A 24,773-nucleotide genomic window follows, 5' to 3' on the forward strand; every position below is an offset into this window, starting at 1 on the left:
CGCGCAGGTCCTCCGTGGCAAGTTTCAGGTAGGGGATCGTCGATTCCGTTGAACGATGACCCAATACGTCTCCGATCAGCTTTCGCGGGACCGACGCCCGTAGCAGACTGACTGCACGTGCATGCCGGAAGATATGCGGGCCGCGTTTGCCGCTTGGTGTGATGCCTGCCGCCTCGATCCGCCGGCTGACTTCGTTATAAATGCGCACCATGGGAACGTAGGGTGCGCGGGTGCGAACAAAGATTTCCCGCACATCAGTTTCAGGGCGGCCGTGCCAGAGGTACTCGAGCAGCGCTTCCCCGACGGCCTCAAACAAAGGCAGAAGAGAATGATCACCCGTTTTGGAGCGGCGGATGTGCAGAATATCCGCCCGCCAATCGATGTCTTCCAACCGCAAACGGCTTATCTCGCCGGAACGTAACCCGTAGGTCGCAAGAAGCTGAAGGATGGCATAGTCACGCAAGCCCATCGGCGACCGGTCTTTTTGAACAGATTTCAGGACGATCGAGATCTGATCCGAACTTAATGCGGATGGGATGCCTTCATAGGCATAGAGAAGCGGAGCAATAACGTGCTGGGAGAGATCGGCCGCGGTGCGACCTGTCCTGCGAAGATGTTTCAGTAGCGACCGAAGCCGCTCGGCGACATCTTTCAAGGATTTCCGCGTCAGCCCGCGAGCCCGCATGTCCATGTAGATATCGAGATCGCGGACGGTCAGGCCTGCAAAATTGGCTTTCGAATGCTTGATGAGCCAGGCACAAAAATTTCGAGCTTCCCACAGCAAGGCGTCGACCGAAGCCGCGGCGAGCCCGCGTTCCTCCCGCAGCCACGTCTGATACTGTTCACACACCTCTCGACAGAGAAGCTCGCCGGCATCGGTGGCCGTAGGTTCGGGTGGCCAGCGCTTCATCGCGAGCTTCAGCACCGCGTGGATTCCTGATCTGGGAATGCCTATCCAATAACGAGCTGGAGCGCGGCCATGACGTTTGCGAAATTGTCGAACCGCAAAGCGCAGATAGTTCGTTACGTCTGCCGGCGTGACCGCTTCAAGAGCAATTTTGCGCTCCGCCAGGTACGCAAGAAAGTAGTCGGCGTTGCGGCAATAGTTGTGAACTGCAACTCGATTATATCGCTGCCGCGTCAGAGCATCCTTAAGCTCCGCGACAAGGGTGCCAAATCCATGTGGCATGAAGACTTCCTCCGCTGTGCGTGATCGACAGCCAAGGGTCTCATGTCGGAAATAATGCGCAGCATATCGCAGGCCTTTTTAGCCGATCTCCACAAGCCGGCTCCGCTAGAAAATCGTTCTTCACATTATGATCTGCTGCTGATTACTCGAGTAATGGCGAGCTCGCCATTACTCCAACCAGGAGCCGATGTAGTCGGCGTGCCGGACGGTCGGAACGATGCCGAGCGAGGCGCAGCAGAAGGCCGCGTTCACTTCGGCTACCAACTCTTCGAACGCATATTTCTTGGTGCCGAAACTGCCGGTAAGATCGCGGCCGAGCCGCGAGGCATGGCCGACGGCATGCCCGAGTTCGTGCAGGGCTGTGCGATGCCAGTTGATCGGCTCAAAATAAGCGTGCGGCGGCGGCACCATGACGAAGTCGGCGTCCGGCGCGTAAAAGGCGCGATTGCCGCCGATCCGAAAGTTGACGCCGGTGGCCTGGATCAGCGCCTCGACCCGGGGCTCGATCAGGTCCGGCGGAGGCGGCGGCGCGACGATCGCCACGTCCTCGGGCAGGCCCTCGCATTGCGCCGCATTGAAGACGGTGAACCGTTTCAGGAACGGGATCGTGGCGGCTTCTTCGCCGGTCTCACGCGCGCGCTTCTTCTCGTCGTCCGGCACGAAGCGGTCGGCATAGACGACGGTCGTGCCGTGCTCACCCTTGCGGACGTTGCCGCCGAGCGAGAGCGCCTGGCGAAATGTAAGCCAGCTCTGACCGGGATAGCCATGAGCGATGACGGCGCCCCAGAGGATCAGGACGTTGATCCCCGAATATTGCCGGCCGGTGGCGGCATTCTTCGGCATGGCGACCGGCGCTTTTGCCGCAGCCGTTCCCCAAGGCTGGACCCAGGGCACGCGGCCGGCCTCCAGCTCGCCGATGATCTTGTCGGTGATTTCATCATAGAGGTTCGCCCGGTTGGAGCCGGCGCGCGCGGATGTAGTCGTTCTGGACATCGCGTATCTCCGCGACGGGCGCCGGAGGCCTCCCCTCCAGCTTACAACCCGTCACGGCAAATCCGGTCCGCACTCTGACTCTAAGGGGGCGTTGCGGGGATCTCCCCACAGAAGGGGTCGGCCGAGACCACGGACTCGGGCGTAGGGGAAGGCGTTCCCCTCAAAGGCGTATTGCCGGAATTCAGGATGTCAGTATCGACGTATTTCCGGCCTTCCGGCCGTTTCGGCCTTTCGATCCAGTTCATCGCAACAGAATTCCAGACTTCAATCTTGCGGATATTCGTCGTGCAGACCGAGCTCTAAGAATCGCACAGCATGTCGCAGCGCATGCCGTAATCCCATCTGTGAGGCGTCCATGAAAATGCATGCCGCACAGACATCCCCAGAAGGGACAGCAATCATCAATCTCTAGGTCAGCCCATTTCCACACACCGAGACCGGGCGCGCTCATAACCGACGATCTGGAAGGCATCAAGCGTTCTTGGCGACGAACTCGCCCCGACCGGCTCGCGCAAGAAAGGGCAGGATGTCGGGCGGCACGATTTCGAACCACTCCCGACGGACGCAGGTTGTGTGGAAGTGCCTCTTCGGCGCTAGCATGTATTGCCTTCTTGTTGCGTGAGAAGTCGAATGATGCTCGAACAACGAAGAGGGTAGAGGGTTGACGCATCCACTCTGTTCGGCTCGAGCCGCGGAATTGATCGAAGTCCTGCTAGGCACGGCTCGCTATTGAGAAAGATGACGACGGTTTGAGCGACACACTCTACATCATTGGCAATGGGTTCGATTTGCATCACGGAATTCAATCGTCTTACAGGGCATTCGGTGAATACCTGAAGGCGGTCGACCACGCGACGTATCAGGTCGTGGAACGCTATTTCGACGTCAACGCGGCGTTTTGGGCCGTGTTCGAGGCACGGCTCGCGCACTTCGATAGTGATACGTTGATCGAGGACGCATCCGATTTCTTAATGCCTTATGGCGCCGAAGAATGGAGCGACGCCTATCACCACGATTACCAGTATGAGATCGAGCAAGTTGTCGATGCGATTTCGAAGAGATTGCGAGCGCGTTTTGGAGATTGGATCCGGCAGCTGCGCATCCCAGACGCTCCGCCAATTGAGAACCTGCGGCTTCCGATTGATCCATCAGCCTCCTTCTTGAACTTCAATTGTACCAGATCACTGCAGCACCTCTACAACGTGCCGGATCAAAACATCCTGCACATCCACGGAGCGGCGAGCGACCCGGAGGCGCTGCTCGTGCTTGGACACGGCTGGGAGCCCGACGACAATCTTGATCCCTATCGGATTAGCACCGATCCCGAGAATGCTGATACACGTGTCGTGGAAGGCCAAGCCTTGGTTGATTCCTATTTCAAAGAGACATTCAAGCCAACTGAGGAGATCATTCAGAGGTATCAAGCGTTCTTCCGCAAGCTCGCGACGGTTGAGAAAATTCTAGTCATGGGGCACTCCGTCTCGGAGGTCGACTATCCATATTTCCAAGAAGTGATCCGTAACATCGATGCAAGTCGGTCGCGCTGGAAAGTAAGCTACTTCGGTGAGCCTACTGCGGTCCGCAAGCGTGTCGGCGATCTCGGCATTGATGCCCGACTTGTTGAGTACGCGCTTCTTGTTGACTTTTGAGCGAGGCGCGTCAGCGACGGCGCCCACGAGCATCGTCACAGGGCTTCCACGTTTGCCAAATGAGAGGGATTGACAGCTCCTCTCTACCACAGGTAGCCAGATGCCCCTAGCCTTGCAAACCCAGCCAGCCTTTTCATGTAGTGGCTGGGGTCGCGGCGGCGCCGTTGGTGCCGCTTTTGACATGCCCGTTCTGAGCGTGATCAAGCAGCTTTCTCTTGGCGGGCCCGGATGTCGGCGATCCATTTCTCCAGCGCATCGATCTCGGCTTCGATAACGGAAGGTGCAGCCAGCCTTGGGTTGATCTCTCCTGGAGCAGAGCCGAACAGCGCCCAAATGATTCACGCATGACACTGCAATCGGTGTCGGTAAGAACCGTAAGCTTGCGGATTCCGCTCGATGTCGCCCATCGTTCCGAGATGATCTCGCCCACTATTCCGATTTGAAGTCGCCCACCCGTTCCGAGACGATCTCGCCGAGTATTCCGGGATGATGTCGCCCGGGTGACGCGGCCTCTTCCGGCTCCCATCCCTTGCTCACCCATCCGACCCTCGACCGCCTCAACGCCCTCGGCCTCCACGGCATGGCCAAGGCCTTCGTCGACATCGAAGCTGCCGGTGAGGCTGGCAGCCTCGGTCACGCCGAATGGCTTGCTCTGCTGCTCGAGCGTGAAGCCTCGCTGCGGCACGACAAACGGCTCGCCACTCGCCTGCGCTACGCCAAAGCTGCGCCAGCAGGCGTGCGTCGAGGACATTGACTACCGCACCCGCGCGGCCTCGACCGCCCACTGTTTGCCAAGCTTGTCGAGGGACGCTGGATCGACGACCATGCTAACCTGCTGATCTGCGGCCCGGCCGGCGTCGGCAGGAGCTGGCTCGCCTCGGCGCTCGGCCACAAGGCCTGCCGGGACAATCGCTCCGTGCTCTATCAACGTGTTCCGCGGCTGTTCGATGACCTCGCTCTCGCGGCGCGGCGACGGCCGCCATCCACGCCTATTGCGCGGCCTCGACCGTGTCGATCTGCTGATCCTCGATGATTGGGGGCTCGAGCCGCTCGATGCCGGCGCCCGCCACGACCTCTTGGAGATCCTGGAGGATCGCTACGGCCGCCGCTCCGCCCTCCTCACCAGCCAACTCCCGGTCGACCAGTGGCACGCGCCGGAAACTTCGCGTCCCCATGGAGTAACAAAGGCCAACTTGGATTTCAGGATCCACTCCGCGAGCAGCCCAAGGTGGATTCGCTACTATGAAGATCCGCAAATAGTTGAAGCGTCCTCCGCGAGCATCAAGAGCGCTGACTGCGCAAGCAGAGGCGAAGCCGACACGCAATTGAACTCTTTGCTGGATTCGATCTTCACAACCTCAGAACCCAAGAAATCTCCGGTTAGCGTATCTGGCTTTGCCACCATAAAACTCATCAGACGCATTCTTGCATACAGTTCTGTAGAAGTCGTCTGCGTCTTCCGTCGCGTATCCAGCCCCGGCAAAGCATCCTCTCGCGTTTTCCTGTAGAGTATGCCTCACTCCGCTCGCACTATCAAAAACCGCATTCAGACATCCAACAAGTGCCACCACGTCATCCTTTGACAAACGCTCGTCGCCATTCATCATTCTCGCGTGATTGATGCAAACGGCAATGTTGAACGATGTGAACGAGTCGCTTAGACCCGAGCAGTCTTCAAATCCATCTTCGCTATCATTCAGCCTAAAATGAGCAATCGGAAGGTATCTCATTTCTCTGACTTCCCTATGCGAAAAGTCTTTTGGTGATACCAGCTCCATTTCAGAAAGTGCGCTATGCACACGGACGTACGCATCATGAAAAAACGGGCCGATCACGCTGGTGTTTCTCCTGAGCAAGCCCTTTTCCATATCTTCCCGAGCAAATGGCCTCGTCTTGCCTAATTTCTGATTTTCCGCCAGAGACAACCATCCCTTTTCATGAAGATAAGGCATCAGAACCTTGTGTGCGGTTCCCCACTTGCTCTCATAGGCCCGGCTAACAATCAAAAAGGCTTGGCCCGCGATCAGCTGAGCGTTTTCACCAAGGCGTCTGTCGCTATTGAGGTGGGCTTCCAGTGCCTCGACGGCTTGCTTGGGTGAAAGAGATCTGTCGCTTTCAACTTCTGCATTGAAATGATCCAGCCCTCTCTCAATAAACGGCTTCGTTATCGTCCTCGATGCATAACCGGTCGAGCCGGTTTGTTCATTTCTAACACCTGACAGGGAGTACTTGTTCTTCCTCAGGTATTCTGGTGAACTCGTCAAATCCACTCTGTCCGGCACGATCGTTGGAGCATGTTTCGAGATACCCTCAATTGTCATCCGACCCCCTTTGAGGCATTTGATATTTTTCATGATGGAGATGTGTGCTTGCTCCGTATTTACCAGGTTCTTGATGTGAACCTTCGTGGCAGCACGGTAGTCTATCATGGATGCAAACCTGTTAGCGCCAATGAGTCTAGGGGCTTTGACCTGGCTGGCAATGCGATTCTTCTCTTCATCGGAAAGGCTGCAATAAATTTGAAAGTATTCTTCCGCTTGTTTTTCGGCCTTGGTAAGTCTGGTGTCGCTGCTGAAGCCCCCTTTTCCGTCGTGCAAAGACGTAGTGGAGAGGAAAAAGTCGTTGGCCATCTTGTCATAAAAAAAGACCGCTCCGAGCGCGCCAAAAGCATACTTCATCACGCGAGAGGCCAAGCCCGGCAAGTTGCAGTTTCCGCGTGCTTCCTCTCCGCCACTGGATTTCGAGCGTTGATTGGACCCACGAAGACCAGGAGGGATCTGTCGAGTGGCAAGGCACTTGGTCGGTGGAGTCGTATTCGACTTGGTCGTGCGCGGCCGAACCATCAAGCCCTGTGGTGCGATCTCGGTGCGTGGCGCCGCCCGAAACACCGTTCCGAATTGACTATTTGTGATACGCACTTCCTATCGCCTCCAGTAGGTGAACCCGCTCGCACTGAATTGTCACTTGGCAGTATTAGACCTCGGGTCTTGAAGAGAGATCAGATATCGCGATCAGTTTGCATCCGAGATGAGGTCTTACTTCAAGCACTTTCCCTACCTGCGCAATCAGCAGGGCACTCACGGCTTCGGCGGCCAAGGCGAGGTGGCCAGAGGAGATGAGGACGCTGTCATATGGACCGGTGGATCTATCACGAGCAGCCTCAGATCTTCGTGACCGGCAATATCGGGAATCTCGCCCTTGGGCACTACTTTTCGTCCAATCGGTCGCTGGCGACCGGCTCTTGCCCGTTGGGGCCGATGGTCGGAGCCGTCGTCGGCGGCGGCGCCCAAAGGCTATCCTGTGTGTGTTTCACCGGGTCCGGTAAAGCCTCAAAGATTCCCCTCGCATAGGCGCCCCCTCAGCTCCGTGCGGGCGGGATTGACCTTGTCGTAGGCGATCACTGCAGCGGCGCGAAGTTGGCTTTTGTCCAACTCTCGAAGGTAGTCCGCCGACCAGTGGTGGATCGTATACGCTTCAAGTTTGTCCATCATCGACCGCCAGCGCCTGATACGCTCCTCTCGCGGCATGTTGACCGCCTGCCAAATTGCCTCCCTGATTTCTTCAGGACGGTTCGGATCCACCAGCAGCGCCTCCTTGTCGTTGAAGTCTTCAGCCGCACCCGCGAACTTCGAGAGCACCAGAACGCCGGGGTCCTTTGGATTCTGCACAGCAACATATTCTTTCGCGACGAGATTCATGCCGTCCCGCAACGGCGTCACGACGCCAACACGCGCAGCTCGGTAAAGACGCGCAAGTGCCGACTGGCTGAACGATTCGTTAATGTAGTGGATCGGGCTCCACTCGTCCGTGCCGTGCTCGGCATTGACTTGGTTGATCCGGCTCTCTACCTCGTTTCTATACCTCTGATACTCTTCAGCGTCGGCACGCGATGGAGGCGCGATCTGCAACAGCGAGATGCTGCGCGGCTCGGCCTTCACCAAAAGCTGATTGAACCCTTCGACCTTTTGGTCGATGCCCTTGGTGTAGTCGAGCCGATCGACGCCGATCGCAAACGTGGTGCCCTCGACGCTTTTCAGAAGGGACGAAACTTTCTCCTGCTCTGCGGGAGACAAGTCTGCAGCCAGGTATGCTGCGAACCGCTTCGGATCGATACCGATTGGGAACTTTTGACATCGCGTCTGGCCCCGCTCCGAGATCACAACGCCATCCTTGCTCTCCAGCGCGAGATGGGAACGCAGACAAGCGAGGAAGTTATTCACGTCTCGGTTCGTCTGAAAACCCAACAGATCGTACTCCAACATCGACTTCATCAGTTCGCGATGATTGGACACGAGCTTGATCATGTCAGGGGCGGGCCATGGCGTATGCAGGAAAAAGCCGGTCGGCCCTTCGATGCCGAGCTTACGCAGATCGGCCGCGAGAGGAAATAAATGATAGTCGTGCACCCAGAATGCGTCCCTATCCTGCAAGCCAAACGCCGCGCGCGCGATAAAGTCGTTCATCTCTCGATAGCTGCGGTACCCCTCTTGCGTGCTCGACATCCGTTCGGACAGGGAGTGCAATGCCGGCCACAACGTCGAGTTCGAATAATCTCGATAGTAGCCGGGATAGTGCTCAACCGGAAGATCGAGCTTGGCCACATGACCTTTGCCAACCTTCTCGAGCGGCAGGGGCTTCTCAGTCCCCTCGCCGCGGATATCCGAGGAGAACATCCAGATGGCGCCGGAACATTCCAAGACTGGCTCGAGGCCGGCTGCAAGTCCGCCGGTCTGGGGTATATTGGGATCGAAGCGAGCGCCGCGGTTCGAAATGACGACCAGCTTCATTATTGGTGGCCGGCCGACCAAATCGAGACGATCGTTAAGGTCGTTCGAGATACCAGGTTGGGAAGGACCTCCGCTGGCTTGTTGCTCTAGCTGCAGTGGGATTTCGCTCAGGCGTTGATCACACGCCCCCTGGCCTATCGCTTCAGGTTGCTGAGCGGCATGTAATGTAGCATCGGGGCTCAATGTCGCCGCTTTGAGCGCACCATGGACTCGATCCATTTCGTAACTCCGTTGATGATGTTTCAGTTTGATGCGGTTCGCGGATCTGCCTCCAGTTATTTCTCAGCCCCACTTATTTCTACCTCTTAGGACTAGCAGGTTTAGTTCTCGGGAAGCTGACCACGTGTCGAGCCAAATAGCCGCATCGGCGCTCGCATCCAGGATGATGGCGGCAAGATAGAGCCAGCCCTCAGCGGTCGGAATGTAGGTAATGTCGGCGAGCCAGACCCGATCCGGCGCGGCAGCGGTGAAGTTGCGGGCGATGAGGTTCGGGGCAATCGGCAGGCCATGGCGGCTGTCGGTCGTGCGAACCCGGCGCGGCGGCGCCATGATGGCGCGGATGCCATGCCGGTGCATCAAGCGTTCGATCCGCCGACGGCTGGCGCCGCGGCCTTGGGCTCGCAGCACGGCATGGACCCGCGGGCTGCCGTAACGCTGGCCGCTGTCCTGATGAACCTGCCTGATCGCGGTCAGGAGAGCGGCATTGGCGGTCGCGCGCTCGCTCACCGGGCGCTCTCGCCAAGCGTAGTAGCCCGCCGGCGAGACCTCGAGCACGGCACACATCAGCCGCACCGGATAAGCGCGTTATCGAGCCTCGATACTCGAGCTGCCAATGCCTTGCAAGCTTCCATGCCTTCCTGACCGCCAGCCTCTCTGCGCACCTCGTTGCATGTCTTGGCGTAGCTCCGTGATTCACCAGAGCGGATATTTTGCTCGAAGCGCGCGACAAATCTGTATTGGAAATCAGCGGCGGCCTTGCAGGAGCGTTGCCTTCTCTGGAATTTGCAGCCGCTTGGCATAGTTCACCACTGCACCTGAGAATCCACGGACGTCGTGAGCCCGATCAATATCCCTTAGCGCGCTGTTAAGCGCATTCGTAGACCTATACGGGCGCCCTAAGCCTGTACCATGGACGCCCTGCGTGGCGACATCATCGACACGCCGTCTTCCTGATTCAGCCGCCCGGTCGGGCACGGATTGCCCATGCAGGCGGCTCGCCTCTGTGCGCGAGCTTCCGGTTGCTCGATCGCTCCGCCAGGGCTCGCCGTCAGAACGCGACGAACTTTCGGCCCAACGTGGTGCGTGACTATAAGATCTATACGGGATCTCGGCGATTCCACGATGCCCGCACTGCGCAGCCGTATCGTCGAAAGGGACACGAGCAGAATAAGTTTCTAAATCTTGAGGCTCAGGGTCCATCGGCCCGAGGACAGAACCGCTCGTTTGCCCCTCCTCGCTAGAAACCCTATCTGCGTAAGACTTGACCGCGACTTCAGCGCTGTCGTTTGTAGATTGCCAAATGCGATTCCCGAGTCCGCTGATGCCAGTCATAACGCGCCTTCAATACAAGCACGAATGCTCTGGTCGTGATCCTTGATGCACAATAGCGACCTTGACCGCGCAACTACAGCCATCCGTCGCATTCGAATCTTCTGTGCTCCTTTCCTACGACAACGACAAATAGATGTTCGTTATGAAGCGATACTCCACACCTATTGAGCCCCTCGTTTCGTCCACCAAATGGAACAGTGAAATGGACCCGGCTCTCGGAACCACGTGCTCGGTTGGAAGAGGCCGCTCCGTTTGATAGACGGGAAGCATGAGGAAGGCGAGCCGCAAGATCGACACGGCACTAAAGCAAAGATGGCGGTGGAAGCTGTGCGGGAGCAGCCGACGACGGTGGCTGATCTGACCCAGCGCTATGATGTTCGCCCAAGCTAGATCTATGTCTGAAGAAGCAGCTGCTCGATCAAGCGACCCGGACGTTTGCGGGTGTCGGGTGGGAGAGCGAGGACGTGCGTGAACGCGAGCTCGAGGTGGGCGTACCAACTTTTAGCGGCGGCAATGTCACTTTGCGGCAAACGATGCCGACGCTGCTCCTAGACGTTCGATCGACCGTCAGCTGGTGCTTGCCGCAAGCCATAACTCAGCGATTACAGACAGTAAAATGAGGGTGCTCTGCCGCGACATCCGAGACAAATAGTTTGTCGTTCTGAAGGATATTGCGAGCGTATTTCTCCGGCGTCACTTTCAATGTAAGCATCCGGTGAGGTCGCCGCCGGAGGGATACGGCGATTCCCACTTTTATTAGCATTCGGCGCGAACCCACACCCTGCTGCACCAAACCTGCGAAAGAACGCCTTGATCGTTGCCGCTTATCGCCCTGGAGTTGAGCGCTCTCTGCTTCTCGCGGTAAACGCTAAATCCGCTCGTGCGTTACTGCCGGCCAGCAAAGGCTGCGGGTCGGCGGTGAGGGTGTCGAGATGCGCCGTTCCCCTTCACTCATTGGTGCCGGCGCCTGGATGGTTTCCACGACGCCGCCCCCTAATCGCCGCCGTTGTGATGATCATCGTGCATGCGCTGCGCGGTCGGAGACATGCTGATGGCGGTCCCGGAAGTACCGGCGGAATGTGATATCTCTGCAGCCGGCGGAGCGCCTTCTATGTCACTGCACAGGAAAGCGTAGAGCTTGTTCACGCAAATACGGGCGCTCTTCTTGTCCTTGATGGGCGGGACGAGGGCCAACCTGATATCGGCCTTTTGGTAGAACGGACTGCGCTCTTCGTACAGCTGGTCAACCTTCTGCTCGATGTCGACGCCTTGCAGCAGCGGCCGGGTGGTGTCCCACTTGAGGCGCCTGCGGAGCTCGTTCAGCTCGGTGTCGAGCCAGATCGACCTCGCCTTATTAAGGATCAGGGCTTGATTGGACTCCTTGTTAAAGCAGCCGCCGCCGGTTGCGATGACGATGGGCCCTCTCTCCAGCTGCTTGGCGAGCTCTTTGGCCTCCAGGTCCCTGAAGTACGTCTCGCCGCGGCCAGGGTCGGCGAACATCTCCATCAGATTGCCGTGCTCGGCGACGATACGCTTATCCATGTCGACAAACTCCACCCCCAACTCCTTGGCAAGCTGGTCGCCGATGGTCGACTTGCCGCTCGCCGGCATGCCGACAAGCACGACCGGCCGCGTACCGAGGGACGGGAGGATCTCGCCGGCTTGCGGCGAGCGAGCGACCGCAATCTGTTGTCTTGCGACGGTGCGCCACCTGGAGGTCCCTGCCGCCCTCGATCTGCTTTCTCCTGACGAGCAAAAGTGTAATATGTCCCAGGTACCACGGGGAATGGGGACCAGCTCGCGTTCGCTCTGCGCGCGCTCTGCCCGGTAACTGGCCGGCGTATGGAACGCGACCTCGAAGCGATAGTTCTGCGCGGTTCTGAACGCCGTGTGAACGCCGCGTAACCGCGGCGTGTCCATCCTGATGAACCAGTTGGTGGTCTCGACCTCGCTGCAGTCCCGCTCCTCGAAGGCCAGTGCGGCCTTCCTGAAGGCGCGCGTAAAAGCCTCCTCCGGGATCTCGAAGACATGGCGCATGGTATGGGTGACCAGTTGGGCCTCCGGCGCCGCGCTCACGCTCTGGCCGGTCAACTCGTCGGCTATCCAGACCTGCCCGCGCGACCGTTGGTCGAGATGCGGCACCTTCACCTCGATGCCGTCCTGCCGCAAAAGCTCGGCAACCGCATGCACAGTTTCGGTAATCGCGCTTTCTTGCGCTTCGGCGGGGGCGGCTTCGAGCCTGGCGCGCTCCAGGGCCTGTTCGCTGCTCAGCGTTATCCTGCTGGCGGGGTCGTCGTCGGCCGAGATTGCTAAGGCGCTGGGCAGGATGCGCTTTTCGACGGCGAGTCTGATCGAGGCCTCCATGACCGAGGCCGCCAGCGTGGGGTTGTCCTTCAGATCCGCCAGGCTGCCATCGACGTCGAACCGGCCCCGGTGGAGCTTTGCCGCCTGCGCCTTGACATAGGGCGCCGACTTGAAGCCCGGCCTCCGCTCCAAGAGCCGCTGCAATTCGGTGGTTTTTTCCATGAACACCCGCGCACCGGTATCGGACTTGTAGGCATCCGTGCCGACCTTGATGCCGACGGTCAACAGATTGATGGCGCTTTCATGCAGATCGTCCGGGTTGTAGCCGTCGGGCCGCGGATCCATGCGCGGCTGGTAGTGGTTGAGCAGGAAGTCGATGCGCTTCCTGGCGTCAGCGGTTGCCGGATAGGATTCGCTGAGTTTCGGGAAGAGCGCGCCGGCGTCGGCGCTGACGGCAGGCTTCGCGCCGGTTGAGGCCACGGATCGCGCTAACTGCTGCTTGACGTTGACGTCCGACTGCTCATGAGCCGGCTCGCTATTGAGCTGCAGGTTCCAGTCCTGGAGCTCGGCCACTAGCAAGGCGGCCAGTTCGCAGGCCACCGGATGGCTGGCGGCCTTGCTGTCTTCCTCCGACCTGGCGATGAGCTCATGGAGGGTCTGGCCATCCGGCCGATCTTCCTGCAACAGTGCCCGGATGTCGGCCTTGAGCTCATGATGAATGCCCTCGTAGGTGCCGAAGATGGCACGCTCGGCAAACCAGCGTTGCGCCTCCAGCGGCTGCGCCAGCACGTTGCGCTGCAGGCAGCTGTAGGTCTCCAGCACCAGCCCGGTGGCCGACAGGATCTGCTTGGACCGGCTGAACTGGTAGCCGCCTTTCTCAATGGCCGGCGTGTGCGACTTCGGCGGCTTCAGCGAGGCGATGCCGCGCGCCTGCAGCTGCGCGTCGAACTGGCGCACATGCTCGTAAAGGCGAGGCCGGTCGCCGATGATGACGACGATGTCGCCGTCAAAATCGCCGTCGAGCTTTTTTTGTTCGGCGCTCGGAACCGCAACCAAAGAGCCGGGCGCGAACACCTCCGTCGCCTGCAGGATGCCGACGCACTCGAGCGCGGTGTCGGCCTTGACCCGTTCCTTTGCCTCCAGCCAGCGCGAATGGCACTTTACGTCCTCGGCAGACATCACCACCCCGCGCTCGGCGAAATCCGCCGGCCACATTTCGTCGGGCACAACGATCAAGATGCCTTTGGCAAAGAAGGTCGGATCGTCGGCGGCAAGCCCGGCCCCCGACCTGTGCGCGACGTTGAAGCTGTATTGGAAGGCCACGCACCGATCCAGGAACGCCGCGGTCCGATCGCCATCGCGCGCCGACCTGACCCGGTCGGCGGCGAACGGGCGCAGGTTGGGCTTGTCATAGGGGGAGCGTCCGACAAGCACGCCAGCGTCACGGGTCAAGGTCTTGCTCTTGCCCGTCGGCACATGCAGGCATTCGTCGCTGGACGGCACGGCGATAGCGCCCGAACCCTCGATATGCCCGCCCGTGACCGTCCGGAACAGCTCCTCGGCGGTGAGGCTTTGATGGGTTTCGAGCCAAGCCAGAGCCTTCTCGCGGGTCTCCTGTGCCACCTCGACGCTGCGCGGATAATGTTGCAGCGCCGAGGGCGGTACCGCCGATTGCCTTTTATCGGCATAGGCAGGCATCCGCTCGGGAGCGCCGTGGCGAGCCCGGGCAATGGCCGGCATGCGCTCGGCCAGTGAGGCCCTGATGAAGCCGCAGCCGTCATGCGGCCGCAAGGCGATCTCGCCGTCTCGCCCCTCGAACCGGAAGGGATGCACTGCGCCTGCGGGGCGGTCGGGCAGAAGGGACAGCTTGAAGCACCCTTCCAGCGCATAATCATGCGGGCCAACGTCGGGGATGCCCGGCGGCGCGGCAAATCCGCGGCGCTGGGTATAGTAATAGGCTTCCTTGAACGGCGCCCAGGCCCGCGACAGCTGCTCAAAGGCCGTACCCGGAGCCATCTCGGCATAGGGGATCGCCAAAAGCTTGCTGCTTGAGGCCTCTTCGGCCGCGAAGGGCAGCTGAGAGGCAAGCTGGTTCAGGCTCTTTTGCCGCGGCTTCAGTTTGCTGCCGCCGAACAGGTCCATGCGGTAGGGCACGCCCTCCACGGCGAACGTGCGTGTCAGCATGGCACCAGTCGGAGGTTTCTCTAGCTGCACCGCCACCACCTTCACCGCGCCCGAGGTCAAGCGGTGGAAAATGGAATAGCGCAACTCGGCTTCGCTGCCCAGCGGCCGGCCTTGCATGTTGACCACCGGCAGCCGCATCAGTCCGGCATCGCCTTGCGGCGGTCTCGGCTCGTGGTCCATGGCCTGAAGGACCCGATGGACATCGAAGCTGGCGGCTGCATGCTGGGCCTGGACCAGCGATGCGTTCTGCGCCATGAAGGTGTCGAGCGCTTCGAGCGGCTCCTTCGCCTCGATCTCGGCGATCACGTTCCAGCTCATGTAGGAAAGGTCGGCGTAGATGAGGGCGCTGGCACTGTCCAGGATCTGCCTGGTCTTGCCGTGCAGCTCTTCCCGCCTGGCCTGCAAGGCGAGCTCCTCGCCGTCGACATAGGGCAGCCGGTAGAGCGTCTCCAGCACCGCCCGGGTCTCTAGCACCTGATAGATCGAAAGCCCCGGGCAGCGGCTTGCATTGGCGCCGCTGGTGCGCTCGGCCTGGCCTGGCTTGAGATGGGCATCGATCTTGTGTTCCACCACCGGCTGGATGTCGTCGAGCAGGTTCAGCGCCGACCTGCGGTGCCAGCGCAACACCGGCTTCGGGCTGCGAACCAGTGGCAGCAGGGAGGCGCAAAGATTGCCCATCGTCTCGAGGTTGTTGTCGAGCTTAAACTCGGGAGCGGCACATAACATCTCGAGCCTGCCCAGCCCCGGCTGTGCCAGAGCACCGAGATCGTCCAACAACTGCGCCTTGCCCAACGCCTTGAATATACTCGCGATGGCACGGACATCGGCCTGCTGCAGCCGATCCTCGGCATATTGGAGGTAGTGCGCCAGCTGCTGCAGCCGGTCCTTCAGCAAGGCGGGTTCGGCGACCTCGCCGGCGGTCTCTCCCTCCTCGATACTCCGCGACAGGCCTTTGGCGATCCTGACTAGCGCAGGCGTGCTGAAAGTGCTGAAGCGACGGCCCTTGGAACCGAGCTCGCCGGCGATGGCAACGATCGCCTTGCGTGCTTTTTCTTCTTCCGGCCACTTGCCGAAACCGTTCACCAGATTGGCCAATTCTTGATCCGAGAATCCGTCAAGATTGCCGGCGCGGGCAACCACCGCGCCGGCGATGGCGAGCGTCGCTTCACGCGTCTTCTGCTGGTCCGGCCATCTGCTGAAGCCGTACACCAGGGCCGCCAAGGCCTGCGGATCAAAATGGGAGAGCTTGCCGCTACGCACCTCACCAGCGATTGCGACTGTGGCCTTGCGACAATCCGGCTCGTCCGGCCACTTGCTGAAACCGTTCACCAAGTTCGTCAGGTGCTGCGGTTCAAAATGGGAGAGCTCGCCGGGACGCACCTCACCAGCGATTGCGACTGTGGCCTTACGACAACCGGGCTCGTCGGGCCAGTTGCTGAAACTGTTCACCAGGTTCGCCAAGCGCTGCGGTTCAAAATGGGAGAGCTCGCCGGGACGCACCTCACCGGCGATTGCGATTGAGGCCTCACGACAACCGGGCTCGTCAGGCCACTTGCTGAAATCGTTTACCAGATACGCCAGCTCCTGCGGCTTGCAGTCGGATAGGTTGCGGGAAAGCATCTCACGGGCGATCGCAGCTCCCGCCTGTCGACAGGAGCGTTCTTTCGGCCACTTGCTGAAGCTGTCTACCAGTAATGACAGATCTTGACCGTTCGGCTCCTCAAGCACCCTGTTTTCGCTGCAATACGACTTGGCGACTTTCGTCGTTGCTTCGCGGCGGCCAAATGAGAATGCGAAGAGCGAAAGCGCCCTCGGCTTCACCTTCTTGATTAGCTGGTAATCAAGCCGCGATACCTGTTCTGCCACGGCCTTACAAGCGCGTTGAATGGCCTGCAGCGCTGTACGAAGCTTTGCTTCAAGATCTACACGTCTATGTCGCTTCAAGTCTGTAAGGTGCAGGTTGTATGCGCCCACCTCCATGGTGCGCTGCATTGCCAGTCCTGCCCTCTGTTTGGACGCGGATTGCTTCTGTGATGAGACCGCGCCTGATTGCGAGCTTCTGCCTCCTCCATCGATTCGCCATTGTTCATCGCCTGAACGCGATGAGCTTGCGCCCCCACCTTGTACGCCGCGCTCCGACACTGAGAAAGGATCACCGCGCCTCCCACCGGCTGCCCATTGTGCAGCCGCGTGGATTTGATGTGAGCCACCGGAGCGATTGGCAAGCCCGTCACGGAAGACATCACTAGGACAAGACGCTGCGCGAGCAGAGGCCTTTCGAGGCGCGTGCATCCGCCCCACGACAGAAGGATAGCTTTGGCTACCTTCTCCATCGCGCAGAGCGGGGTCAGGGCGAGACGCGCTCGCTCCACGGGTACCGTCGGCTTCAAAGCCTGAAATGTGCAGCTTCCCTATTCGGCCAATGCCCGTCATGATAGCCCGCGATCAAATGGTCCGTGAGGTATGTATCGAGTCACAGTTCCCAATCGTAGTTTCGCAATACATTCGTGTCGCCCTGCCAAGGAGAGAGCCGAACAACGACGGAGCTTCTAATTCCGGTACTTCCTTCCATCGAGCGCTTCTGCAGTTACAGTGCCCAGTAAAAGACAACGCTTTGCGAACTTCTGGTTCAGGACACTACCACTCTAGCCGCGACCAGCTGCGGTGCACCATCAAGCCCTGTGATGCGATCCCGGTGCGTTGCACCGCCTGAAACACCGTTCCCGATTGACTATTTGTGATACCCACTTTCTATCACCTCTTACGCAAACCACCTGCCACTGAATTGTCACTCGGCAGCCGATAGGACCCCAGCCTTGAATCGAGATCAAGGTGTCGTCATCAGCTCGCGTCCTGCAAGAGGTCTCGTTTGAAGCACTTTTCGCACCTGCGCAACCAGCAAGGCGCTCACGGCTTCGGCGGCGGGACCGAGGTCGCCAGAAGAGATGAGGCAAGCTGTCATATGGACCGGTGGATCTATCGCGAAGGGCCTCAAATCTTCGTCGCCTGGAATATCGGGAATTTCGCCCTTGGGCAGGATCGCATTTGCGAGACCCGCCCTGACCAAAGAGAGCGCACTGGCGAAGGTGTCGACTTCTGCGATGCAGTTCGGCATCACGCCGGCCGCTTCAAACGTCCGATCTAATACATCGCGAATTGTGCTTGGGCGCGTCGGCAATACAAGAGGGAGTTCGGCCAATTCCTCAACCGAAATGGCGCGAGCGGCTTCCCCTGTATCGGGAGGACGTACCAGATGGAGTCGCTGTTGAAAGAGTGACTGGCGAGTAACACCTGAAGTGGGTTCATCCTCAAGCACAGCGCAGATATCAAGCGCGCGTGATACGATGAGCGGCTTCATCTGAAGAGAGTCACCCGCAACAAGATGAAGGCGCACTTTTGGAAGCACTGTCCGGCTGGCTTCCATCAGGAGGCGGGCGAACGAAGCGGCGAGCGCGGAGGACATGCCGAGCCTTACAACACCCTCCGGTTCTCCTGCCTTAGAGCGGATGATGCTGCGCAGTTGGTCAACCTGCTGAAGAATGGACGTGGCCTCACGATAAAAGACCTTGCCCTCGCGGGTCGGGCGAATGCCGCGAACGCTACGGTGCAGCAGCGAGACGCCAAGCTCGGCTTCCAAGGCAGCCATCTGCTGACTCAGGGCCGGCTGCGCCACGTGGATTGTCGCCGCTGCTTGGCAAAAACTACCAGCATCCACGATGCCCGTGAAATATCGGAGATGACGTAGTTGCATAAAGCTGGAAGACATAGCAGCCTAGAATCGTTCGTAGCTCAGGCGATATTCCGGATAATACCATTCAGCGCTTCGTGAACCGCTTTGATAACGGTCGAATTCAGACTCAAGAGTGTAGTGTGTGTGTTCATTGAGAGCTGAAGCTTGAGCTGATCCATGGTGTCGTCCGGGTTCATGGTCGCCACGTGACTTCTTAGGCTGCGTTCCGATGCCGCAACAGATCTGCCAAGGGAGCCGCTTATAGTCCTAAAATCCACCTTACCTCTCCAAGCCAGAGGATAGACCGCCGTGGTGGCGCATCCATGTTAAATTAACAACGTCTGTTGCGGCATCTATTGCGTCAAGCAATGTGCACAACGCCTCGAAATGATGCCGCGTGATGCCGCCATCCATGTCGCGTTTCAACGATTGTCTCCAACTCTCGAACTCTCTCTCGACGGCGGATAACTCCGCGCCGTCGACGTCATCTACCAGCTGTTTCTGCAGCTCAAGAATGACTAGATGCTCGCTCACAGTTGATCCTCCTCTGCTATCCATTCCGGCTTGTTCGGGTAGGGAACGTGCACGTCGGCCTCTCCGACACGCACAAGCATTCCGTCACGATCGATGACAATGATCTTGCCGAAATGATCGATATTGTCGCCGACTTTCAGGCGTGTTCCGTTCTGAACTACGATAAACGGAGACCGGCCGAGGTTCACGCCTCTCGCTATCGGCAACACCACTGGCGAACAGTGTGCCTCGAGCCGAATGTGAGGCGCGAACTTCTTCTCGAACTGGGAGGCAACGGTCTTCCATTCGCTATAGGCACTTGGGGTAAGCGTCCCAGAAACGAGGATGACGTCTGGCTTTACCACGATGCGAATGGAACGACGGAGTTCCGCTGTCGTCGCTGTCTCTAGAAAGGTTCGTGCGCGGTCCGGCGTTGCGATTGTGTCATCAATTGTGCGGACTCCGGGAACATCCTGCTGCAGGTGACGAAGGGCCGCTTTGACGGTTGCATCACTCGAGCCATATCCGGCTATCGATATCTCTCCGGCGCTTCCCACGCGAATACTCCCCTCGATGCCGAATGCCTGCATTACCGTGGTTGACAGGTCGATGATCTTTGCATCAGACGGGGCGGTGGCGGTCGCCGGTTTCGGTGTTACCTCTGCAGTTAGCCCGACGTCGCGCAGGGCTGATATGATCCTTGTAACCTCTCCAGGTCGCAAGTCGCCGTCGATGATCAGGTTATCGTCGGAAAGCGCGATGCTGACGTCGCGTCCGACATTCAAATCGCGAAGGACGTTCCTGGCAATCTTGATCGCGTCAGCATCCGGAACGGCGGCCGGGGTGAAAGAGGACGCAACCCACCCCACCCCGGCACAAGCTCCATAGACGATGACCAGAAGGCCGCAAGCGGCCGCGCCAAGCCGAAATGGCCGAGGCATCGAGTTCACCACAAGACGAGTTTCTCGCCCCCTGGGCGCCGCTCCTTCGAGACCTGGGGGGGCATGCTCGGCGTGCAACCTTCTGCGCTCGACCGAGGAGTCCATATCGGGAAAGCTACCACCAGTTGGGCCGATACTGAAAATCGTCCGCCCAACCTGAACCGGAGTGAGTGGATCGAGGGTCGTCGGGCACTCTGTTGGACAATCACTACCGCCGATGAGCACACCCGGTGCCAGTGCGGTGATCTGGATTCGCCCTGCCTCGACGGCGATGCGAAGATGTGAGGCAATCAGTTCCGGATCTGCGAAGGTAAGGTCGTCAGCGTCGTCGCTGCCGATTAGCCAGACTCCTTCGCTGAGCGATGTCTCGGCCCCCTTGTTGGGGCCAGACAGGACCCGTAAGATCAGTTGGCCCTGATCACCCGTCAGAACATCTTGCGCTACGTTCGCGTTTCTCATTGCAGCGATATCCGTCCCAATGGCTGTATGGAGATTTCGGGGGGAAGCTCCTGATAGGATAGCACTGGCAGTCCGTAGAAGTCGGTTTCGATGACCTTGCGTAGGTATCGACGTATATCCATCGAAGTCAGCAGCACCGGCTTGTGCGGCTGCTGGTTAAGGTCGCCGATAGCTTCTCGTATTGCGTCAATGATCTGACCTGTTGTTCGCGCGTCAAGGGCGAGATAACTGCCGGCGGAAGTCTGCCGAATGGCATTTCGCAGCGTATCTTCCACTTCTGGCGTGAGAAGGTAGGCCGGCAGCAGGTTCATGCCGATACAATACGGAATGCAGATTTGCCTCCTCAGCGCACAGCGCACATGCTCGGTCAGCAGGACAACGTCTCTTTCGTTCTGTGCCCGTTCGACCAGTGCGGCGAGGATGGTGCGCATGTTACGCAGTGAAACCTCCTCCGCGATCAGTCGTTGAAATACCTCTGCAATCTTCTGCAGAGGGGCTGAGCGGAGTACTTCCTTTACGAGTTCCGGCGACCACACCTCGATGCGATTCAAAAGAGTTTTTGTTTCCTGGATGCCGACAAACTCGGCAGCATGCCTGCGCAGGATTTGACCGGTTTGGTAGCTAAGTATCTGCACGGATTCCAGGAAACGGATGCTGGCAGCTCGTAATGATTCGCGATGTATGGCGTCCACCCAGACCGTCTCGATCTGAGGAAGGAAAGATTTGTCCAGAACATACGGAATGCCCACAAGATCGAGGTTCTCAGGAGTATCGCGCGCCAAAAGATGTTGCGACCGCAGTCGCCCTTCGCCGCATGGTATTTCATTTACCATGATGACATACGCTCCATCCTTGCAGGTGTCGTTCACCCGCACACTGATCGCTGGAAGAGGGACCCCGAGCTCAAGAAGGAGCGCGTGCCGTTCTGCATCCAATGCTTTCGTTAGCAGATCAGGAGGGATGGCCGCCTGAATGTCGTGACCAATGTCGATCATCAGCGGCACAGTGAACGTGATGCCATTGTCGTCGGCTCCATCAGCCCCGGCGGTCGGCTCGTCCGAGGCCCTTAAGCGCGCTCCCCCTGTCACCGAGTAGCGACGCATTGCCGGTGTGGCCAGCCGCCGATTACGCTGTAATTGCCAGCCACCACCTCCGACTACAACCGCGAGGATCATGAAGATTCCCGTCGGAAAGCCAGGGACGAACGAAAAGAGGAAGAGAATGAATGACCCGACAATCAGCGCACGCGGTTGTGCGATAACCTCGTTGCCGATTTCGTTACCCAGATCCACACCGTTATCTTCGTCACTAACCCTCGTAACGATAAATCCCGCTGTAATCGCCGTGAAGAGAGCCGGTATCTGACCGACGAGCCCGTCTCCGATGGTCAGGATCGCATAGACCTCAAGCGCCTCGTACAATCCCATCTGCTTTTGAAACGAACCAATTGCGATCCCACCTATGATATTCACGGCAATACTGATCAGCCCTGCGATGGCGTCACCCTTGAGAAACTTCATGGCGCCGTCCAGGGCACCGTACAGCTGGCTCTCGCGCTCAATCGCAACGCGTCGTCGACTTGCTTCTCGGATATCTATACTGCCGGCACGCAAGTCCCCGTCAACGCTCATTTGCTTGCCCGGCATGGAATCCAGAGAAAACCGTGCAGCAACCTCCGCCACACGCTCAGATCCCTTGGTGATGACGACAAACTGAACGATTGTCATGATCAAAAAAGTCACCGCGCCCACCACGAGATTGCCAGCTACGACGAAGTCCCCGAAGGTCTTGATGATTTGGCCGGCGTCCGCATGAAGCAAGATAGTGCGTGTCGCGGCGATGCCAAGCGACAGCCGAAATAGTGTCGTCACCAGGAGCACTGACGGAAAGGAGACGAACGCAAGGGGGGATTTAATATAGACCGCGACCATCAGCAGGAGTGCCGAGATTCCCAGGTTGACGGCCTGTAGAACATCCATGAGAACCGGCGGCAGTGGAATGATCATCATGAAGATGATCGTGACCAGTAGCGCCACCAGAACAATATCATTACGGCCAGACGCGACCGTTCCGACTCTGTCAAGAAACTTCACACTAACCACTCGCGCTGGATCCTCTGTTGGTGCGTGTCCGGCATGAGCGACGGGACGAACCGCAGAAAGGATCCCGCCTCGGCGCTGATGCTTGCTCAGATATCTTGACTAATACCCGTGGCATTCGAAATCGCCGCTCGCCGTTCCCTGACAATGGTAGAAACCGCCTTACATGGGGCGGCGCCCCCCAATGTTCAGCGTTTGGCGGTACGACGCGCCCGGGCGTTGAGATCCATTTGTCAGTCGCAGCTGGCATCCTCAGCACGCAGCTCAGTTGCGATTCCCCGGGCGGCCTTGTTCTTGAGAGATTCGCTGAGCTTACGAAGTAAGCTAGCGTACCGTATGCACGTGGAATTCTCAGGCTTCGGGACCGTCCTAAGCATCGCTCCGAATCGGCGTTTGCAATCTCCCCATGGTCGCGTTCGAAACAGTGTTGTGGCGGGAACCGGTCAATAGTGTTCGCGCCCTCAGAGCGATTGGAGATGCACGGGGCATCCAGCGTCAATACCATCGGCTCCCCGAGCAAATAAGGATCGTCCAACTGATACCACCGTTTTGCCGGAGCATGACGCCGTCTCCTAAGTCTCGATTGATCTTGTCACGCCGACAAGCCGCAGCGGCGGTGTAGGAAGCTCGTTTCAAGATCAGTTTAACCTTGTCCGAAGGTAGCAAATGTCATGCCGGCCCGTTCTTGGACCAGGAGACCTTTCTTCAGCGGGAATGCAGGCGTGCCCGCCGTCTAATGAGCGGAATTTAGATGCTGTTCATCCGTCACCCGACGTAGGTCACGTTATTGTCGATCTCCCATGACTAGACAAAGATAGCGTTCCACGTTGCGCGTGATTGAAAATGCGTGTCAAGGCGACGAAGTGGCCTGCGCGGTGGGGTGGCAAGTATGAAGCTGTTGTGGCGCGGGCAGTGCCGCGCACCCAGACTGTGCACTTTATTACCCTTCACGAGTGCGACCGAACGCAACGTGTTCGGCCACACAAGTTTTTGCCGCGCCGGACTCAATCGGATCGAGCGCCTCAACGATGAAATCAAGCGGCGGACCGAGATGGTCGGGCTTTTCCAAACGAAGGCGCCATCGTTCGCCTGGTCTGTGCAATCCTGAGCGAACAACCGACACGGGCTGAGCTTTCCGGCGAAGCGATGCACTCACCATCGGCGGCAGCGGCACGATAGTGCGCTCAATACCTGACGTTGGATGTTATTACGTCTGTGAGCGATAAGCCATATGCCGATCGAAGGAGAGACCCGATGCGCACCGGACGCTCGAAGACGATGCTGACGATGCGCGGCGATGAAGGCACACAGCTCGCGGCCATAACACCGGCGATTCCGTCCTCCAGAAATTCGCACGACTTTGTTGACGAATTTCTAGGATAGAACGTAGCTGACGCCGTCCTTATCGGCAGGATAGCGGGGGTGCCCCTCAGGCGCCGGATAGGTTGGGCTTGCCTATGTCGCTAGCAAATGCGCTGGTCCGTGGGGGCGGAATCGACCCTCACGGTTTGCCGGCAAGTGAAGAGCAGCTGGAGATCGTGTGTTTTCTCGAGATAAGCGCTCCTATCGGAACGGATGGTGCCCTCGACGTAGTCCATGCGAGCTTTTACATACTGCTCTTCACATGAAGTGCCATACTTCCGAATGCTCTTAGTTGCCGCGGGAAATCCGATCAAGGAGAGACCTGGGAGCCTGCTGAGAACGACCATTCAGGAATTGACGACACAAAGTCGCGAAAAAGACACGACGACTAGACCCTCTTCGAGTAGTCCTGTGGTGTTTCCTCTGACTCGACTCGTGACCCCGCAAATTGAACTGTCCGATCGTCCGGCTGCCTTACGCCGATCGCGTGAGAGGCCGCCACGGGCGCGCTACTGTAGGAATCACGAATCATATTCAGCCCGGCGATGAGGGCTGCGTCAGCTGGGAATAGTTCTTTGGCACGCGCATAAGCGAGCCATGATCCACCGTACTGATGCCTTCGCCATTACGATTGAGCACTGCTGAAAACCTGCGAAGACTGCGGGAATAACGGTCAACGGCGGTCAAGGAACGCCCTTCTACAACGGCAGCATGAGCCGCGCGTTCGATGACAAGCTGGTCGTCCTGAGAGAAAGGATGACGTCGAGGAACCCGATCAGCTGAGGCACCGGGCTCTCGATAGTTACGGAGCATGGTCAACGCGCGACGGATTCGAGGGCTCATCTTGAGGACCTGATCGGCGTGAGCGACCAAGGCATCGTGATCGAGTGCAACAAGGGTCTGGCCGCGCCCCCTGAAATGATCCGCCAATCTGAGAAGGACTCTCGTGCAATCACGCGCTGTGTTCCGTCCTATTTTTAGGCGTGCAACAGCGGCCTGGACCGCTGCTTGG

Annotated in this window: 11 protein-coding genes and 4 pseudogenes; 5 read left to right on the top strand and 10 right to left on the bottom strand. The window is 58.7% G+C overall.

The window, feature by feature from the left end; translation table 11 throughout:
* Both IVB36_RS01665 and IVB36_RS01670 read right to left on the bottom strand, forming a co-directional pair.
* Positions 1–1,189: site-specific integrase (locus IVB36_RS01665; protein ID WP_247390352.1), on the bottom strand; the 1,189-nt coding region annotated here is incomplete at its 3' end.
* Between the two features lie 168 nt (positions 1,190–1,357).
* Positions 1,358–2,182 carry an ArdC-like ssDNA-binding domain-containing protein gene (locus tag IVB36_RS01670; protein ID WP_247390354.1) on the bottom strand — a complete coding sequence of 275 codons (825 nt, stop codon included), beginning with the start codon at positions 2,180–2,182 and terminating at the stop codon, positions 1,358–1,360.
* Positions 2,183–2,931: 749 nt separating this feature from the next.
* Here IVB36_RS01670 and IVB36_RS01675 point away from each other — a divergent pair.
* The 3 genes and pseudogenes from IVB36_RS01675 to IVB36_RS40255 all read left to right on the top strand — a co-directional run.
* Positions 2,932–3,831, top strand: a complete 900-nt coding sequence (locus IVB36_RS01675) for a bacteriophage abortive infection AbiH family protein (RefSeq protein ID WP_247390356.1) — start codon at positions 2,932–2,934, stop codon at positions 3,829–3,831.
* Positions 3,832–4,411: 580 nt separating this feature from the next.
* Positions 4,412–4,864: pseudogene (locus IVB36_RS01680) on the top strand (ATP-binding protein).
* Positions 4,779–4,985, top strand: a pseudogene (locus IVB36_RS40255) (ATP-binding protein); the annotation flags it as partial. The pseudogenes IVB36_RS01680 and IVB36_RS40255, both read left to right, overlap by 86 nt.
* Before the next feature lie 204 nt (positions 4,986–5,189).
* Here IVB36_RS40255 and xopAG read toward each other — a convergent pair.
* From xopAG to sctV, 8 genes and pseudogenes are all read right to left on the bottom strand, one after another.
* Positions 5,190–6,533 carry a XopAG/AvrGf1 family type III secretion system effector gene (gene xopAG, locus IVB36_RS01685; RefSeq protein WP_276576950.1) on the bottom strand — a complete coding sequence of 448 codons (1,344 nt, stop codon included), beginning with the start codon at positions 6,531–6,533 and terminating at the stop codon, positions 5,190–5,192.
* 627 nt (positions 6,534–7,160) lie between these two features.
* Positions 7,161–8,837, bottom strand: a complete 1,677-nt coding sequence (locus tag IVB36_RS01690) for a trehalose-6-phosphate synthase (RefSeq protein WP_247390360.1) — start codon at positions 8,835–8,837, stop codon at positions 7,161–7,163.
* 162 nt (positions 8,838–8,999) lie between these two features.
* Positions 9,000–9,416 (bottom strand): annotated as a pseudogene (locus IVB36_RS01695) (IS3 family transposase); the annotation flags it as partial.
* A gap of 1,746 nt (positions 9,417–11,162) precedes the next feature.
* Entirely contained in the window at positions 11,163–16,649 is a 5,487-nt protein-coding gene (locus IVB36_RS01700; RefSeq protein WP_247390362.1) for a shikimate kinase, read from the bottom strand.
* 835 nt (positions 16,650–17,484) lie between these two features.
* Positions 17,485–18,423: a LysR substrate-binding domain-containing protein gene (locus tag IVB36_RS01705; protein ID WP_247390363.1), complete on the bottom strand. Its 939-nt coding sequence runs from the start codon at positions 18,421–18,423 to the stop codon at positions 17,485–17,487.
* A 243-nt stretch (positions 18,424–18,666) separates the two neighbouring features.
* A complete protein-coding gene (locus tag IVB36_RS01710) occupies positions 18,667–18,921 on the bottom strand; it encodes a hypothetical protein (protein ID WP_247390364.1) in 255 nt (84 codons plus the stop codon).
* Complete coding sequence (locus IVB36_RS01715) at positions 18,918–20,300, bottom strand: FHA domain-containing protein (RefSeq protein WP_247390365.1); 1,383 nt, start codon at positions 20,298–20,300, stop codon at positions 18,918–18,920. Before IVB36_RS01715 ends, IVB36_RS01710 begins: the two co-directional genes overlap by 4 nt.
* Positions 20,297–22,393, bottom strand: a complete 2,097-nt coding sequence (sctV, locus tag IVB36_RS01720; protein WP_346731032.1) for a type III secretion system export apparatus subunit SctV — start codon at positions 22,391–22,393, stop codon at positions 20,297–20,299. Before sctV ends, IVB36_RS01715 begins: the two co-directional genes overlap by 4 nt.
* Before the next feature lie 1,012 nt (positions 22,394–23,405).
* On the opposite strand from sctV, the pseudogene IVB36_RS01725 reads away from it, so the two are divergent.
* Both IVB36_RS01725 and IVB36_RS40070 read left to right on the top strand, forming a co-directional pair.
* Positions 23,406–23,578: pseudogene (locus tag IVB36_RS01725) on the top strand (transposase); the annotation flags it as partial.
* A gap of 75 nt (positions 23,579–23,653) precedes the next feature.
* A complete protein-coding gene (locus tag IVB36_RS40070) occupies positions 23,654–23,782 on the top strand; it encodes a hypothetical protein (RefSeq protein ID WP_256467211.1) in 129 nt (42 codons plus the stop codon).
* Positions 23,783–24,773 lie beyond the last annotated feature (991 nt).

The sequence above is a fragment of the Bradyrhizobium sp. 35 genome, from assembly GCF_023073215.1.
Taxonomy (GTDB): domain Bacteria; phylum Pseudomonadota; class Alphaproteobacteria; order Rhizobiales; family Xanthobacteraceae; genus Bradyrhizobium; species Bradyrhizobium canariense_D.